The 15,535-nt window shown below is 38.3% G+C and carries 17 protein-coding genes; 8 read left to right on the top strand and 9 right to left on the bottom strand.

Features of this window, described 5'->3' with window-relative positions; all coding sequences use genetic code 11:
• Positions 1-238: 238 nt before the first annotated feature.
• The 5 genes from OCK74_RS23955 to bshB1 all read left to right on the top strand — a co-directional run bounded on the left by OCK74_RS23955 (position 239) and on the right by bshB1 (position 5,597).
• Entirely contained in the window at positions 239-928 is a 690-nt protein-coding gene (locus OCK74_RS23955; RefSeq protein ID WP_279299636.1) for an SIR2 family NAD-dependent protein deacylase, read from the top strand.
• Positions 929-1,108: 180 nt separating this feature from the next.
• On the top strand, positions 1,109-1,534 hold the full coding sequence (locus OCK74_RS23950; RefSeq protein WP_279299635.1) for a cytochrome c maturation protein CcmE domain-containing protein: 426 nt from the start codon (positions 1,109-1,111) through the stop codon (positions 1,532-1,534).
• A 6-nt stretch (positions 1,535-1,540) separates the two neighbouring features.
• Complete coding sequence (gene ccsA, locus OCK74_RS23945; RefSeq protein WP_279299634.1) at positions 1,541-4,000, top strand: cytochrome c biogenesis protein CcsA; 2,460 nt, start codon at positions 1,541-1,543, stop codon at positions 3,998-4,000.
• 76 nt (positions 4,001-4,076) lie between these two features.
• Positions 4,077-4,739 carry a DUF4294 domain-containing protein gene (locus OCK74_RS23940; RefSeq protein ID WP_279299633.1) on the top strand — a complete coding sequence of 221 codons (663 nt, stop codon included), beginning with the start codon at positions 4,077-4,079 and terminating at the stop codon, positions 4,737-4,739.
• 126 nt (positions 4,740-4,865) lie between these two features.
• Positions 4,866-5,597, top strand: a complete 732-nt coding sequence (gene bshB1, locus OCK74_RS23935) for a bacillithiol biosynthesis deacetylase BshB1 (protein WP_279299632.1) — start codon at positions 4,866-4,868, stop codon at positions 5,595-5,597.
• 80 nt (positions 5,598-5,677) lie between these two features.
• On the opposite strand, the gene OCK74_RS23930 is transcribed toward bshB1, so the two are convergent.
• From OCK74_RS23930 to OCK74_RS23905, 6 genes are all read right to left on the bottom strand, one after another.
• The gene (locus OCK74_RS23930) at positions 5,678-6,250 is read right to left on the bottom strand and encodes a YciE/YciF ferroxidase family protein (protein ID WP_279299631.1); all 573 of its coding nucleotides are present in this window, start codon (positions 6,248-6,250) and stop codon (positions 5,678-5,680) included.
• A 133-nt stretch (positions 6,251-6,383) separates the two neighbouring features.
• Positions 6,384-6,578: a hypothetical protein gene (locus OCK74_RS23925; protein ID WP_279299630.1), complete on the bottom strand. Its 195-nt coding sequence runs from the start codon at positions 6,576-6,578 to the stop codon at positions 6,384-6,386.
• Between the two features lie 120 nt (positions 6,579-6,698).
• Positions 6,699-7,514, bottom strand: coding sequence for a 4-(cytidine 5'-diphospho)-2-C-methyl-D-erythritol kinase (ispE, locus tag OCK74_RS23920; RefSeq protein ID WP_279299629.1), 816 nt, complete (start codon positions 7,512-7,514; stop codon positions 6,699-6,701).
• 53 nt (positions 7,515-7,567) lie between these two features.
• Positions 7,568-8,158 carry a bifunctional nuclease family protein gene (locus OCK74_RS23915; protein ID WP_279299628.1) on the bottom strand — a complete coding sequence of 197 codons (591 nt, stop codon included), beginning with the start codon at positions 8,156-8,158 and terminating at the stop codon, positions 7,568-7,570.
• A 201-nt stretch (positions 8,159-8,359) separates the two neighbouring features.
• Entirely contained in the window at positions 8,360-9,325 is a 966-nt protein-coding gene (locus tag OCK74_RS23910) for an electron transfer flavoprotein subunit alpha/FixB family protein (protein WP_279299627.1), read from the bottom strand.
• 108 nt (positions 9,326-9,433) lie between these two features.
• Positions 9,434-10,177, bottom strand: coding sequence for an electron transfer flavoprotein subunit beta/FixA family protein (locus tag OCK74_RS23905; RefSeq protein WP_279299626.1), 744 nt, complete (start codon positions 10,175-10,177; stop codon positions 9,434-9,436).
• An 88-nt stretch (positions 10,178-10,265) separates the two neighbouring features.
• On the opposite strand from OCK74_RS23905, the gene OCK74_RS23900 reads away from it, so the two are divergent.
• Positions 10,266-10,577, top strand: coding sequence for a tetratricopeptide repeat protein (locus OCK74_RS23900; RefSeq protein WP_279299625.1), 312 nt, complete (start codon positions 10,266-10,268; stop codon positions 10,575-10,577).
• Between the two features lie 115 nt (positions 10,578-10,692).
• On the top strand, positions 10,693-11,967 hold the full coding sequence (gene tilS / locus OCK74_RS23895; protein ID WP_279299624.1) for a tRNA lysidine(34) synthetase TilS: 1,275 nt from the start codon (positions 10,693-10,695) through the stop codon (positions 11,965-11,967).
• Between the two features lie 15 nt (positions 11,968-11,982).
• On the opposite strand, the gene OCK74_RS23890 is transcribed toward tilS, so the two are convergent.
• Positions 11,983-12,636: a rhomboid family intramembrane serine protease gene (locus tag OCK74_RS23890; protein WP_279299623.1), complete on the bottom strand. Its 654-nt coding sequence runs from the start codon at positions 12,634-12,636 to the stop codon at positions 11,983-11,985.
• Positions 12,637-12,688: 52 nt separating this feature from the next.
• Positions 12,689-13,162, bottom strand: coding sequence for a 23S rRNA (pseudouridine(1915)-N(3))-methyltransferase RlmH (locus OCK74_RS23885; protein ID WP_279299622.1), 474 nt, complete (start codon positions 13,160-13,162; stop codon positions 12,689-12,691).
• A 181-nt stretch (positions 13,163-13,343) separates the two neighbouring features.
• On the opposite strand from OCK74_RS23885, the gene trhO reads away from it, so the two are divergent.
• Positions 13,344-14,396 (top strand): oxygen-dependent tRNA uridine(34) hydroxylase TrhO, encoded by a 1,053-nt coding sequence (gene trhO / locus OCK74_RS23880; protein WP_279299621.1) that lies wholly within the window; start codon positions 13,344-13,346, stop codon positions 14,394-14,396.
• A gap of 43 nt (positions 14,397-14,439) precedes the next feature.
• Here trhO and OCK74_RS23875 read toward each other — a convergent pair whose 3' ends face one another.
• Positions 14,440-15,363, bottom strand: coding sequence for a phosphoribosylaminoimidazolesuccinocarboxamide synthase (locus tag OCK74_RS23875; RefSeq protein ID WP_279299620.1), 924 nt, complete (start codon positions 15,361-15,363; stop codon positions 14,440-14,442).
• Between the last annotated feature and the right edge of the window lie 172 nt (positions 15,364-15,535).

Below are 15,535 nucleotides of genomic sequence, written 5' to 3'. Positions count from 1 at the left end.
CCTAAACAGGCTGGCATACAGCCGCCTAAAACACAAAATTAAAGTAAAAATCTCTTGACTTTTAACACAGAATCTCTATAAAGTCTCTATAAGCTGGGAGGAAATGTAAAATTTAGCATAGAAAATGTAGCATATAAAACCGGAGTCTGCTGAAATGGAAGAAACAAAGTGTTGAGATATGGAAAGATCGTATTTGATGTAAAGGTTATGAAAGTGGTGTTCTTAGTACTTTTGAGCTATGCAAAAGAAGAAACTCGTTGTATTAACTGGTGCTGGTATTAGTGCGGAGAGCGGATTAAAGACATTCAGGGATTCTGAGGGTCTTTGGGAAGGGTATGATATTGAGGAAGTGGCTACGGCTACTGCCTGGCGAAGGAACCCTGCATTGGTTCTGGAGTTTTACAATATGCGCAGGCAAAATGTTAAGGATGCCCAACCTAATGCCGCTCACATAGCATTAGCAGAATTACAGCAGGATTTCGATGTTCATATTATTACCCAGAACATTGATGATTTACATGAACGGGCGGGCTCCGAAAATGTATTGCATCTGCATGGTGAAATTTTTAAAATGCGCAGCGAAAAGAACGAGAACCTGATTTACCAGATAGAAGGATCTATAGAGTTAGGTGATTTAGCAAGTGATGGAGCTCAACTTAGGCCTCATATTGTATGGTTTGAAGAGCCTGTGCCCATGATTGAAAGAGCAGCGCAGTTGGTCCGTAAGGCTGAAATTTTTGTAGTCATCGGAACTTCTTTGGTTGTATATCCAGCAGCAGGGTTGGTAGATTATGCTCCCTGGGAAATTCCCAAATTTATAATTGATAAAAAAATCCCATATACTTCTTCATTATATAACCTGATTAGTATAGAATTGCCGGCTTCGGCAGGCTCACTGGAGCTAAAGGAAAGACTCAAGGGAATGTAGACAGAATAACGAATGAATAAAGGGGTTGAAAGCGAGATGGACAGAATCTATAAATTTGAATGTTCTTCATTTGCAAATGATTATAGAAATGTGAAAGAATCTCTAATCATCGAAATCAAGTTTTACAATTGAACTGCTTCCTTTATTTTGACCTAACTTTGCACCGTCTATAAACGCACCATGAAAAAAATTCATATTGTCATCCTGATTCTAATTATTGCTGGGATTTCCGGAATGTCTTTTTTTGTTAGGGATTTAACAACTTATGAAACTTTTGCCTCTGCAATGGAGAGAAAGGAAAAGTTTGTTGTTATTAAGGTGAAGCTGGATAAGACTTCTCCTATAGAATACGATCAGCTCAAAAACCCTAATTTAACTGTTTTTTACGCAATTGATCAGGATGGTCAAAAGAGTAAGATTGTTTACAACAATGCAAAACCTACTGATATAGAGAAAAGTGAAGGGATTGATTTGAATGGTTATATGCGCGAGGGCCATTTTGAATGCACTAAGCTGCAAATGAAGTGTCCTTCGAAGTACAAAGATGATATGCAAGCAGCTCAGAAGAACCTGCCTGGTGCCTCAACAAATATTGAATACAAATAAGAACTAATGGATTTTATCGGCGAAAACCTTTTGCCCGGAAGACTGGGTCACTTTTTTATTATCCTTTCCTTAGTTTCATCTATTGCGGCCTCGTTTACTTATTTCAAAAGCACCCAAAAAAGGTTAACTGATGACGGCCGGCAATGGAAAAGGCTGGCAAGGATCTTCTTTATCACAGAAGCCGTATCAGTTTTTGCCATTTTTGGAATCATTTATTATATAGTCAGTAGTCACCTATTCGAGTACAAATATGCATGGCAGCACAGCAGTATAACACTAGAACCTAAATACTTATTAAGTGCCATTTGGGAAGGGCAGGAGGGTAGTTTCCTGTTGTGGAGTATCTGGCATTGCGTTCTTGGTCTTATTGTAATCAGGAAGGAAAAAGAATGGGAGGCACCGGTTATGGCCGTATTGAGTTTTGTGCAGTTCTGCCTTGCAACCATGATTTTAGGTCTTAAACTCGGCAGTTTAAAAATAGGGTCAAATCCTTTTGTATTGCTGCGTAATGAAATGGATGCTCCTATCTTTTCCAGACCAGATTATCTTAGCCTAATTAAGGATGGTAATGATTTGAATCCGCTATTGCAAAATTATTGGATGGTGATTCACCCTCCGGTTTTGTTTTTAGGATTTGCTTCTACTGTTATTCCTTTTGCTTTTGCTATTGGTGGTTTGTGGACGAAGGATTTGAAAGGCTGGACAAAACGAGCTCTACCATGGTCATTGTTTTCAGCGGGAGTTTTATCATTGGGTATTATGATGGGTGCTGCCTGGGCCTATGAGTCATTAACTTTTGGAGGTTACTGGGCATGGGACCCGGTTGAAAACGCATCTCTTGTGCCCTGGTTAGTTTTGGTGGCAGGTATTCATACTTTATTGATTTACAATCACACAGGTCATTCTTTGAGGCCTACTTACCTGTTTTTCATACTTTCTTTTCTACTTGTTCTATATTCAACTTATCTTACCCGAAGTGGCGATCTGCAGGATACATCGGTTCATGCTTTTACTGATCTGGGCATGAACTGGCAATTGAGAACTTTCCTTTTTCTTTTAGTTATACCGTCCTTTATACTGTTCTTCAAGCGTTATAAACATATCCCTTATATAGCCAAAGAGGAAGAAACCTCTTCCCGTGAATTTTGGATGTTTGTAGGGGCTTTAGTATTGCTTTTATCAGCGGCATCAATTATCCTGATGACCTCGGTGCCAGTGTTTAATAAGCTGGTCAGCTTTTTTGCAGGTAAGGACACTGAAGTTTTCACTCCGTTGGCCTTTGGAGAAGATACTGAATTTACATATAACCGTATCCAGATATTTGTTGCCATTATTGTTGGCCTGCTCACAGGATTTGGTATGTACCTGCGCTATAAATCAACAGGTAAGTCAAATTTGAAAAGGCTGCTTTGGCCAAGTGTTGTTGCCCTGGTGGTAGCATCACTTATTCTGGTATTTGGAGATGTCAATTATAGAGAACATGGAATTGGATATCTAGGAGCTATTTTCCTTGCAATTGTTGCCAGTGTATTTGGTGTAATAGCTAATGCGTCTTATATATGGATTGGCATGAAGGGCAGTATGAAACGTTCAGGCGGAGCTTTGGCCCACCTTGGGTTTGGATTCATGTTGGTTGGTATACTGATATCTTCTTCAAAAAAGGAAGTAATTTCTCACAATACAAGTGGTGTTTTTATCAATTTTGGAGAGGGCGCTAAAGAAAAGCCAGGAGAAAATCTTACGCTTATTAAAGGGATTCGGAACGATATGGGCAACTATTGGGTGACGTATGAACGGGACTCTGCACATCCAGAAAAGCCTTTGTGGTTTTATCATGTTCGTTTTGAAAGCAAAAACGGAAAAGACAATTTTGTATTGACTCCTAATGCCTTTGTGAACTATAAAGGAAATGAAGGTTTGATGGCCAACCCGGATGCCAGGCATTATTGGGATCATGATATTTTTACCTACATAACATCTTTGCCTGATCCGGAGAAAAATAAGGATACAGCTTCTTTTGTTGCTAGAACGGCTTCAATTGGTGATACCATTTTTTACTCAAATGGTTTTGCAGTTCTGGCTGATCTGGCAAATCATAAAAATATTCCCGGAGTTGGTTTAGGCAGCCAGGACAGTGTTACTGTAGCTTCTTTAAAGGTATATGCTAAAACAGGGTCGACCTATGACCTCGAGCCAGTTTTAATTAATAAGGGCGGGCAGTTATTTGCCGAACCCGACACTGTTAATGCAGAGAGCCTCGTGGTACGTATCCAAAAGGTATCAGGTAAAAAAGTAGAACTAGGATTAAAAGAATCTAATTCTGTAATGCAGTACATTACTCTGAAAGCCTACAAGTTTCCATTTATCAATATTCTGTGGATTGGAACTATCCTGATGGTCTTAGGCTTCATTATCAGTATGATGCGCAGGATTGAAACCAACCGTTTGAGTTTGAAGAAAATTTAAAGTTTATTTAAAACAGCAATTTGGGGTAAGGCTGTGTCTATATCTATGATTAACTTACAATAGTTTTTCAGAAATAATGAACCGTCTGATTTATACCCTTTTATTATTCCTATCCTTCACATTTGGGCAAAGTTTATTTGCTCAAACTGGAACTCAGTCAAAGTGGGGGCCTAATGATACAATTATCGTTCAGGCAATCATTTATAATGGCGAATCTATGCCTTACAAAGAGCTGGAAATGGTATACGTTTCCAATTTGCCACCTAATCAATTAGCAAAGGCTGTGGAAAAGTATAACCGTCTGCGTAATGCTGTATATGTAACATATCCATATGCCAAAACTGCAGGGTATACATTGAATGATGTAAATGCCCATCTTGAAGGTATTGAGTCAAAGAAAGAAAAAAAGGCTTATATAAAATCACGGGAAAAAGAATTGAAAGATCAGTTTAGTGATCCTTTATCTAATCTATCCATTTACCAGGGTAAAGTTTTGATGAAACTGATTAACCGGCAAACTGGCAATAATTGCTATGAACTTATCAAGGAATACCGTGGTGGTTTAAATGCGAGAATGTATCAAACCGTAGCATTTTTCTTTGGAAGCAGCCTGAAACAAGAGTATCGGTATGAAGATGATGCTTATGATAGACAGATAGAAACAATTGTTCGGGAAATTGACGGTGTTTGGTATAATAATCCTTATAAACCAGGTATCAGATCTACTGCCAGCCAATAAGCTTTATTAAAGAAAAAGCTCATTTTCATCCTATCTCTGCAACCTTTTTACTAAGTACGTACTTTTGCAACCTGGTTAAGCTATTAAGCAGAATTTTTACGACTATTGAAAAGATTTTAGCAACTAATGAAATTAGACATATTAGCAATAGGCGCACATCCTGACGATGTAGAATTAGGGTGCTCAGGTGTAATCATTAAAGAAATAAAGCGAGGAAAAAAAGTTGGTATTGTTGACCTGACAGAAGGTGAACTTGGTACCAGGGGAACAGTAGAAAGCCGGTATCAGGAAGCAGCTGACGCCGCCAGAATAATGGGGGTTCATGTTAGGGAAAACCTGAAAATGCGCGATGGTTTTTTTCAAAACGATGAAGTACACCAATTGCAAATCATTAAGGTTTTAAGAAAATATCAACCAGAAATAGTTATCGGTAATATTTTAGATGATCGTCATCCTGATCATGGCCGTGGCGGAAAATTGATTTATGACTCTTGCTTTTTATCAGGGCTTAGACAAATAAAAACCTTAAGTAACGATGGACAGGAGCAAGAAAAATGGAGACCTAAATATTTGCTTCATTATTTACAGGACCGGTTTTACGAGCCCGATGTAATTGTCGATATCAGTGATGTTTGGGAACAACGTCTGGAAGCTATAAAAGCATTTAAAACCCAGTTTTATAACCCTGAGAGCGATGAGCCTCAAACTTACATATCCAGTCCAGAGTTTTTAGAATCCATTATTTCAAGGGCAAGATTATTAGGCAAACGAATAGGCGTGCAATTTGCCGAAGGATTTCTTTCAAAAAAGAACATTGGAATCAGCAATCTTGATGCTCTTGTTCTTAAGGAAACCTGAAATATATAAATCCTTATTAAGTAAAAAAATCCGTTCAGCTTCGAAACTGAACGGATTTTTTTACTTAATAAGTAGTGTTCTTAAGAATATGAGTCTGTACCATATCCACGTACTGAGTTGCTCACTTCAGCTTTCTGGTTCAGTCCACCAAGAGCTAAAGATGTTAGCTGTTCGTCACCCTGATGTTCTTCATCCAAAGTTTGTTCTAGCAATTGTGCAACATTGACCAAGTTCAATTGCCGTGCATAGGCCCTGGCTGTTCCGTAGCCACAAATTTCATAGTGTTCAATTTTTTGAGCACATGCAATGATTGCAGCATCCATAACTTCAGGGTTCATATCTTCTCCCATTATTTTTTCGCCTTCATTAATAAGTCCTTCCATTCCCTTACATGTCACACTATCTCCAAACAAACCCGCGAAAAATCCAGTATCTTCTTTTTTATCGTATTCTCCTAATAACTCTTGTACCTGAACCAACCTGTCCTTATGCGTTCTTGTATCCTGCAGGTGCATTTCGAGCGCTTGTTTCAGCGTTGGATTATTAGCTTTTTCGATCATTGCAGGCATGGCATCCAAGATTTGTTCTTCAGCAGAATACAAATCTTTGATTTCATGCTTTAAGAGATCTCTGAGGTCTTTCAACTTGTCCATATTAAGAATTTTAGTGAATAATCTATATTAAAAAACTGTGCCTCTACTAACACAATTTTTTTGTAAATGCAGTTGAAATATGTATTCAGATTTATTAAAAAGCCAATTTCTTACTAATGTTACCCTTATGCAATCACCTTTCCTTGCTTTTTTCAGGTTGTTGTTGTGAATCAAACCGAGGATTACCTACGGTGCCAGAAGTTCGTTCCCTGTAAGGCTCACGTCTTTGTTCAAAATTTACTTCATCAAAGCCCAGCAATTGTCTTTTTCGCTCTGGTGATTCGCTGTTTTCATTTGGCTCATATTTCCTGATTCTAGGAGGATTCATGTTTTTATTACTTTTCCTATTCTAATTATCGAAAAAATAGTGCCGTAGTTAATATGCTTTATTTTGCCTTTGCTAAGAACAAAATGGGAAAAAATAGCAGCAGCCTTAGTCAGAATTCTTTTAGATTACTTTCAGGAAGTAGTGATCAGGAAAGGAAAAAGAAGGTATAGTTCCTTTTTCAAAGATGCCATACACAGTTGAGCCGCTTCCACTCATAGAAGCAAACACCGCACCTTTATTATAAAGTAGTTCTTTGATTTGCTTGACTTCAGGAAAAGCCTCAAATACAGGCCATTCAAAATCATTAGTAATATAATTTTTCCATTCGGTTATTGGCGAGTTAATTACATCCAGAAGAGAGTAGGGCTGATTTCCCGGTTTAATTTTGGAAAAGGCCCAACCCGTATTGATGTGGATTTGGGGATTTACAATTACAAAAAAGAAGGAACTTAAATCCAGGATTACTTCTTTCATCACTTCGCCCCGGCTTGTGGCAAAGGAAGGTACATTTTTAATGAAAAAAGGGCAATCGCTTCCCAGTGTGAGGGCATAAGATATTAATTGATCTTCGGTTAAGCCTAAATTGAATTTTTTATTGAGCAGCAGTAGTGTAAAAGCTCCATCTGAACTGCCTCCGCCCAGACCGGCGCCTGTAGGAATTACTTTATGCAGATGAAAATTAACCGGAGGAAGATCTGGAAAGTCTGACTTCAGCAGGTAATATGCTTTTAAACAAATATTATCTTCCGTCTTTCCTTCGATTGAGTTGCCCGTTAAATGGAAGTTTGTTTCATTATTTTGTCCGTTTTGGACAATTTCTAAAGCGTCTTGTAAACCAATTGGATAAAAAACAGTTTGCAAGTCATGAAAACCATCCGGCCGTTTTTTCAGAATGTTAAGGCCTAAATTAATTTTGCAATTAGGGAAGACAATCATGAAATTAGGGTCGGAAGGAGTTCAATTAAGAAATATAATCGGTGAGGTAGTAATTAAGGGTTCTTTTTTCGACTGTTTATTTCATCCCGGATGGCAATAGCTTTAATATAATCTTCCTGCTCCAGCACTTCTCCTAACATTTTATTGAGCTCATCGAGGCTCATAGCTTTTAAATCATTTTTTTCGCCTCTTTCTTCAACTGTAGCTTCCTTCCTTTTTTTGGTACCGGAAGTTTCTTCCATCAGGATACCTGCACTTTCTAAAATGTGTTCAAAAGTATAAACGGGGCAGTTAAAACGAACAGCAAGGGCTAATGCGTCTGACGTACGTGAGTCAATTTCTACAGTGTCATTATCAGATGTACATACGAGTTTTGAGTAAAAAATGCCTTCCTGCAAATCTGTAATCACCACTTCATGCAGTTCGATATTAAAGGCATTCATAAAGTTTTTCATCAAATCATGTGTCAGAGGGCGACTGGGTTGCATTTTTTCCAAAGCGACTGCAATTGCCTGGGCCTCAAAACCGCCGATAACTATAGGTAAGCGTCTAAGCCCATTTACTTCGCCCAGTACAACAGCATAAGAATGTGTTTGGGTAATACTGTGCGATAAAGCCACGATTTCCAATTCTATTTTCTTCATAATACTAAACCTGAAAGACCAAAAATAGTGCAGGTTTACAAACCTACAGCATTTCAATAAATAAAAATGGCACAGATTCTAATATGATTACAGTAATTGTTTAACATTTAGAATAATGCCAATAAATAATTCAAGCGCAAGTTACTCTTTCCCAACCCAAGCTAAATGAAAAAGCTTGGGTTGGGAAAGGCTATATAAAATCTACGCTATTCCTTTTACCTTCTTTACAGCCTGGGTCAGTTTAGGCACAACTTCAAAAGCGTCGCCTACAATGCCATAATCTGCTGCTTTAAAAAATGGAGCTTCAGGGTCTTTGTTAATAACGACAATCACTTTACTTCTATTGACTCCTGCCAGGTGTTGTATGGCACCACTTATGCCAATGGCTATATAAAGGTTGGGTGCAATGGCTATTCCTGTTTGACCTACGTGTTCATTATGAGGCCGCCAGTGTGCGTCTGCAACCGGGCGGCTACAGGCCAATGCTGCGCCAAGCGTGGAAGCCAAATCTTCAATAATTTTCCAGTTTTCAGGGCCCTTTAATCCCCGACCGGCACTCACCACGGTTTCTGCTTCTGTTAATGATACAGTTCCTTTCGTTTTATTTGTACCGATTACTTTGACCTTTGGCGCTTCCACATCAATATTTAAGGAAACTACTTCAGCGTTTCCTGTTCCTTCACTAACCGAAAATGCATTTACATTTAAAGCAATCACTTTTATTTCAGTTTTAACTTCAACGTTAGCGAATGCTTTCCCGGAAAAGACATTTTTTCGAACATTGAAGCCATTACTTGTTTCCGGGAGCGCAATTGCTCCTGAAACATAGCCAGCATTCATGCGGACAGCGACCTTAGGGGCCAATGATTTTCCTGCGGAGTTATTTGAAAATATAATGATTTTTGCGCTTGTTTGCTGCGCTACCTGTGCAATTACTTTGGTATAAGACTGTGCATCAAAAATTTGCAGCAAACTGTTTTGAATATGGTAGACTTTTTTTATACCAAAATTTCCAAGGCTGGGTAAATCAGTTGAAACATCTCCCAACAAAACTCCTTCTGCAACCGCTCCAATTTGTTCTGCAATTTTAACTCCATAACTTAAAGCTTCCATTGAGGATTTCTTTACCTGGCCATCTGAATGATCTATATAAATAAGGACGCTCATGACAATTAATTAAAAAGTGAAGATTAGCAAATAATTAAAAAGTGAAGATTAGCAAATGAGCAAGCTGATAAAATAGTTACACTATCCCTCGCTTGCTGGTGAAATGAATTAGATTACCCTTGCTTCTTCATGAAGCAGACGAACAAGTTCCTCTACGTTTTCTGAGGATACTAATTTAACTCCGGCTTTAGCAGGAGGGAGGTTAAAGCCGGAAAATACTGTTTGGGTTTCTGTTTGTTTGGGTTCTACCACTTTAAGGGGTTTCGTACGAGCTGCCATAATACCCCGCATATTTGGAATGCGTGCCTCGGCAACTCCCTTCTGGCAACTTACGACCACAGGTAAGGGCACTTCGACAGTTTCTTCACCTCCTTCAATTTCCCTTGTAATTGTTGCTGTTTTGCCATTCAACAAAAAGCTGGTTGCAAGCCCTACGTAAGGAAGGTCAAGCATTTCTGAAAGCATTGCACCAACTGCACCTCCGTTATAATCAATGGTTTCTTTACCTGTAAAAATCAGATCATAACCTTCCTGACGGGCAAACTCTGCTATTTGAAATGCTGTGCTATAGCTATCTGCAGGCTGTGTATTGACGCGGATTGCTTCATCGCCACCTAAAGCAAGCGCTTTACGGATAATAGGATCGGAATCGGCATTACCGACATTGATTAGATGAATTGTTATTGATGGGTCTGCTTCTTTTAATTCAATAGCCCTCACTAAAGCATACCATTCATCATAAGGGTTGATAATCCATTGAACACCAGTTTCGGCAAATTTCGTGTTGTTATCTGTGAAAGCTATTTTTGCCGTGGTGTCAGGAGTTTTACTAATGCAAACCAAAATTTTCATACGGAATGTTTTCGTTAATGGTTGTTTATGCAACTAATATACAATAATTATTGAAGAAAAACACCCCATCAAAATAAGACTTTGGAATATGGAAAGGATTGTTCAATTAAAAGAATTTTTGGCAGCAAACCCAAATGATAGCTTTGTGCAACATGCGTTGGCATTGGAGTATATAAAGCGAGACGACGATGTTTCTGCCCAGCAATTGTTTGAAGATTTATTGGATAAAAATGAAAATTATATTGGCAGTTACTATCACTTAGGAAAATTGTTGGAACGAAATAATAATTTAAGCGGAGCCATAGCGGTTTACGAAAAGGGATTACGTAAAGCCAAAGAAGCCGGGGATCAACATGCCTATAATGAACTACTGGCTGCTTATGAAGACCTTGTATATTAAGTATCACAATTACTAATAGTGCTTTTTTATTTGATTTAAAGCTTTTTATCTGAATTTATTATTACATTTTACCGAATTCATAAAGGAACATCAGCTTTTTCATCCATCTGATAGGTTGTTGCTAGCCGTTAGTGGTGGTGTTGATTCAACTGTACTATGCCAATTATGCCACGAGGCCGGATTTTCCTTTTCCATTGCTCATTGCAATTTTGGCCTCAGGGGTGAGGAAAGTATACGTGATGAAGTTTTTGTGAGTACCCTGGCAGAGAAATATAAAGTACCTCTATATTTAAACCGTTTTAATACCAAAGATTTTGCAGAAGCTCATAAATTATCTATACAGGAAGCAGCCAGGAAATTGCGCTACGACTGGTTTGAAGATATATTAAAGAAAAATGATCTGAATTACCTGCTCACTGCTCATCATTTAGATGACAATATAGAAACTATTTTAATGAACTTTTTTAAGGGAACCGGTATCAGTGGTTTGAGGGGAATTCTTCCAAAGTCAGGTAATATTATTCGTCCCTTATTGTTTGAAAAACGGGAGGAAATAGAATCATATGCTATTGAGAAAAATCTTAGCTGGGTGAATGATAGCAGCAATGACGAATCAAAGTATACACGTAATTATTTCAGGCATCAAATTATACCTTCCATAGAAAAAGTGTTTCCGGAAGCCATCACCAATATGGCTCAAAATATTCCTCGTTTTATGGAGACTGAAATCCTTTACCGCCAGGCTGTTGCAATACATAAAAGGAATTTACTCCAATTGAAGGGCGCTGAAGTCCATATTCCGGTATTGAAACTGTTAAAAAGTAATCCTCTTTCAACTATCGTATTCGAGATAATTAAAGAATATGGTTTTAGTGGCAGGCAAGTCAATGAAGTCATCAGGTTATTGAATAGTGAAACTGGTAAGTATATCCAAAGTGTTTCACACAGGATTTTACGAAACCGGAAATGGCTCATTATCTCACCATTAAAAACAGAAAATGCTCAAATGATCATTATTGAGAAGGACCAGACTGAGGTTTTTTATGACGATCAGAAAATGTTAATTCACTTTCAGGAAGAGCGTCCTATTTCCTTTAGTAATGATAATAAAGAGGCTGTATTAGATTTTAAAGATATTCAATTCCCTTTAATAATAAGAAAGTGGAAGCCGGGAGATTACTTTTATCCTTTAGGGATGCCTAAGAAGAAAAAGCTTTCCCGTTTTTTTATAGATTTAAAATTATCTAAGGGAGGAAAGGAGCATGTTTGGGTCTTGGAGTCCAATAAACGAATTATCTGGGTGATTGGATTGCGGATCGATGATCGCTTTAAGGTAACTTCATCAACAAAAAAAACATTACGGCTACAATTAAGAGATGTAAGTCAGTGATCATTAATCGAAAGGTTACATCCAACCCTTTGACATTAAATAATATTTCACCCCATTTATAAAAGCTCTTATTGCATCATAACCAGCCAGTTTACCCGCAACAATAATGAAAAAAAGGCCAAAAATTGCACCCCAGATATGTGCAGAGTGATTAATGTTATCTCTGCCATTTCTATCTAAATAGGCGGAAATCAGCAAGTAAAGTGGTGCAAATATGAAGCCTGGTATAATTGGCGGTATGATAAAAAAGCCTACTTCTACGTAGGGCGCTATCATTAAACCGGCAAAAACAACAGCGCTTACTGCACCAGAAGCGCCAAGGCTTCGATAGTAATAATCATTTTTATGCTTTGCATAAGTAGGTAGCAGGGAGGCCATTAAAGCTGAGACATACATTACCAGGTAATACCATTTGCCTACTTCACCAAAAATTTGTAGAAATGAACCTTCTACGAATCTTCCAAACAGATACAAGGAAAGCATATTAAATAAAAGGTGGGTAAAATCGGCATGGATCAACCCACAAGAGAAGAAACGGTACCATTGTTTTTGTGCTGTAACAGCAGGAGGATAAAAAATTAAATCATTGGTTATCTTCTGATTGTTGAAAGCACTAAATGATACTATTGAAGTAATAACAATTATAGCTAAAGTAATGGAAAACTGCATATCGGTTTAAATATATTGAGGCTATGAACTTAATATTAATAAACAAGGAAATTTATTTATGGTGGTATTTTTCGTTGCGCAAAATAGTACAAGCGCGGTAAATCTGTTCAGAAAGTATCAATCTGACCAGTTGGTGAGGAAATGTAAGTTTAGAAAGGGACCATTTGAATTTGGCTCGTTGAAGTACCTGGTTATCAAGTCCAAAGGCACCCCCAATTAAAAAAACCAGTGATTTAGCACTTTCATTTGATCGTTGCTGAATGAAGTTTGCTAGTTCTTCTGAAGTGAGTTCTTTACCTCTTTCGTCAAGTGCTATCAAATAATCATCAGGCTTTAACAATTGCAGGATCGTATCAGCTTCCCGCTTCTTTAAATCCATCTCAGAAAGCATTCCTGAGTTTTTGGGCACAGGAATTATGTTCCATTCAACGGGGTAATATCTTCCAATCCTCTTTGTGAACTCATCAATACCATCTTTTACAAATGTCTCATTTGCCTTGCCAATTGACCAAAATGAAATTTTCATGTAAGTAAAATTAACGTGTTGTGTTATATTATTTCTTCACTTCTGACGCCCGTTGCCAACTCCTTTCTGATTCAAATCTGTCTGATTCAAATCTGTTAATTCTCCATAAATTATGGCTCTGATCCATATCTTTGCGACCGGAATTTTGTTCACCCTGCAAGTGACCTTAAAATTTCTATTTATGGCAGTATTACACAATCGTATCTCTCAGAAAGAGCTCAAGCAACGTCTGCTTCAGGAAACCGAGCACCGCGTTACAATTTCATTCTACCAGTACTTTCACATTGAAGATTCCAAAGCATTTCGCGATACACTATACAAAGCACTGAAAGGGCTAAACGTATTTGGCCGCATTTATGTTGCCCAAGAAGGCATTAACGCCCAGATCAGTGTACCTGAAAGCAATTTTGAAGCCTTAAAAAGCTATTTATACTCTATTGAGCCCTTGAAGGACCTTCGCCTGAACATTGCAGTAGATGATGATGGCAAATCTTTCTGGGTACTGAAGATTAAGGTGCGTGAAAAAATCGTTGCTGATGGTATAGATGATTCTACATTCGACATGCGCAATCGGGGTAAATATGTGAATGCAGATGAATTCAACACGCTAACAGAGGACCCCAATACAATTGTAGTAGATATGCGCAATCACTACGAGTATGAAGTTGGGCATTTCCAAAATGCTATTGAAGTCCCTTCAGACACTTTTCGAGAGCAACTACCAATGGCCGCAAAAATGCTGGATGAAGCTAAAGATAAGAATATAATCATGTATTGTACCGGCGGCATCCGTTGCGAAAAAGCCAGTGCCTACATGTTGCATAAGGGTTTTAAAAATGTATTTCACCTTGAGGGTGGTATTATCAACTACGCTAATCAAGTGAAAGAAGCCGGCTTAACCAATAAGTTTAAAGGCAAAAACTTTGTCTTCGACGACCGTCTGGGGGAAAGAATCACAGAAGAAATCATCGCCAAATGCCACCAGTGTGGTAAACCCGCCGACACACATGTGAACTGTTTCAATGAAGGCTGTCACCTGCTCTTCATTCAATGCGAGGAGTGCAAAGAAAAATGGGAGGGATGCTGTAGCAAAGAATGCCAGGATTTTATCCATTTACCACAGGAAACACAAAAAGAATTAAGAAAAGGCATTGATAAAGGCCGGAACATTTTCAATAAATCCAGGGCTCGTCTGCGTCCCAAATTATCTGAAATAGAAAAGGGTGCCCACTAGTACCCTTTTCTATTCATGTGTATTTCCCATTTGCGGAAATAAGCTAGGATTTTGGTAAAGCATTCAGAATCCGCTCAAATGTCTCTTCCTCACTCAGTTGCTCTGGCACAAACTTTTGGCCTACCACCTTCTCATATAGCTCAATATACCTTTGAGAAATTGTTGCAATCCAAGTATCTGTCATTTCAGGTACTGTCTGTCCTTCCTTACCCATAAATTCATTTTCGATCAGCCACTCACGCACAAATTCCTTACTTAACTGCTTTTGTTTTTCACCTTTTTGCTGACGTTCTTCAAACCCTTCTGAATAAAAATAGCGGGAGGAGTCAGGCGTATGGATTTCATCCATTAACACAATTTTGCCGTCTCTTTTGCCAAATTCATATTTAGTATCAGCCAAGATCAGTCCCCGTTTACCTGCTAACTCGTTTCCTCTATTAAATAGCTGCAATGCATACTGCTCGATCTCCTTCCATTCCGCTTCGTTAGTTAGTCCTTGTTTTAGAATTTCCTCTACCGAAATATCTTCATCATGGCCTGCACTTGCTTTGGTGGTTGGTGTAATGATTGGCTGGGGGAAAAAATCATTTTCCTTTAAGCCTTCAGGCATCAGCACACCACATAAAAACCTTTGTCCACTACTGTAAGTCCGCCAGGCATGGCCACATAAGTTGCCACGCACCACAACTTCAACCTTGAATGGCTCGCATTTAACCCCAATTGAAGCGTTCGGTGCAGGAACTTCCAGAAGCCAATTAGGGCATAGATCCTTCGTTTGTTGCAGCATATAAGCAGCTACCTGGTTCAGCACTTGTCCTTTATATGGTATAGGCTTGGGGAGAATAACATCAAAAGCTGATATCCTGTCCGAGGCAATCATGACAAGAATATCGTCATTGATGGTATAAACATCTCTTACTTTACCTTGATAAAAATTTGTTTGTTTAGGAAACTGAAACTGCGGCATAAAACTTTATTCTTAATTGAACGATTGCTGCAAAGTTGCAACACTGAAGCCTAATTACTAAAAAAAATAATTTTGAAACAGGGAAAATCTTAAATTTAATTCATAGAGGGTATAAAAACCGTATCCAAATTAACATCCACACCTAATCTGCTTATGTCAATGCTGTAAACTA

The organism is Paraflavisolibacter caeni, assembly GCF_025628885.1.
GTDB classification, from domain to species: domain Bacteria; phylum Bacteroidota; class Bacteroidia; order Chitinophagales; family Chitinophagaceae; genus Flavisolibacter; species Flavisolibacter caeni.
Note: the sequence above shows the minus strand (reverse complement) of the source record. Positions and strands in the feature narration are given on the sequence as shown.

Coding starts and splice junctions, on each gene's coding strand:
- OCK74_RS23955 (WP_279299636.1), top strand. CDS start 239: ATGCAAAAGAAGAAACTCGTTGTATTAACTGGTGCTGGTATTAGTGCG.
- OCK74_RS23950 (WP_279299635.1), top strand. CDS start 1,109: ATGAAAAAAATTCATATTGTCATCCTGATTCTAATTATTGCTGGGATT.
- ccsA (WP_279299634.1), top strand. CDS start 1,541: ATGGATTTTATCGGCGAAAACCTTTTGCCCGGAAGACTGGGTCACTTT.
- OCK74_RS23940 (WP_279299633.1), top strand. CDS start 4,077: ATGAACCGTCTGATTTATACCCTTTTATTATTCCTATCCTTCACATTT.
- bshB1 (WP_279299632.1), top strand. CDS start 4,866: ATGAAATTAGACATATTAGCAATAGGCGCACATCCTGACGATGTAGAA.
- OCK74_RS23930 (WP_279299631.1), bottom strand. CDS start 6,250: ATGGACAAGTTGAAAGACCTCAGAGATCTCTTAAAGCATGAAATCAAA.
- OCK74_RS23925 (WP_279299630.1), bottom strand. CDS start 6,578: ATGAATCCTCCTAGAATCAGGAAATATGAGCCAAATGAAAACAGCGAA.
- ispE (WP_279299629.1), bottom strand. CDS start 7,514: ATGATTGTCTTCCCTAATTGCAAAATTAATTTAGGCCTTAACATTCTG.
- OCK74_RS23915 (WP_279299628.1), bottom strand. CDS start 8,158: ATGAAGAAAATAGAATTGGAAATCGTGGCTTTATCGCACAGTATTACC.
- OCK74_RS23910 (WP_279299627.1), bottom strand. CDS start 9,325: ATGAGCGTCCTTATTTATATAGATCATTCAGATGGCCAGGTAAAGAAA.
- OCK74_RS23905 (WP_279299626.1), bottom strand. CDS start 10,177: ATGAAAATTTTGGTTTGCATTAGTAAAACTCCTGACACCACGGCAAAA.
- OCK74_RS23900 (WP_279299625.1), top strand. CDS start 10,266: ATGGAAAGGATTGTTCAATTAAAAGAATTTTTGGCAGCAAACCCAAAT.
- OCK74_RS23890 (WP_279299623.1), bottom strand. CDS start 12,636: ATGCAGTTTTCCATTACTTTAGCTATAATTGTTATTACTTCAATAGTA.
- OCK74_RS23885 (WP_279299622.1), bottom strand. CDS start 13,162: ATGAAAATTTCATTTTGGTCAATTGGCAAGGCAAATGAGACATTTGTA.
- trhO (WP_279299621.1), top strand. CDS start 13,344: ATGGCAGTATTACACAATCGTATCTCTCAGAAAGAGCTCAAGCAACGT.
- OCK74_RS23875 (WP_279299620.1), bottom strand. CDS start 15,363: ATGCCGCAGTTTCAGTTTCCTAAACAAACAAATTTTTATCAAGGTAAA.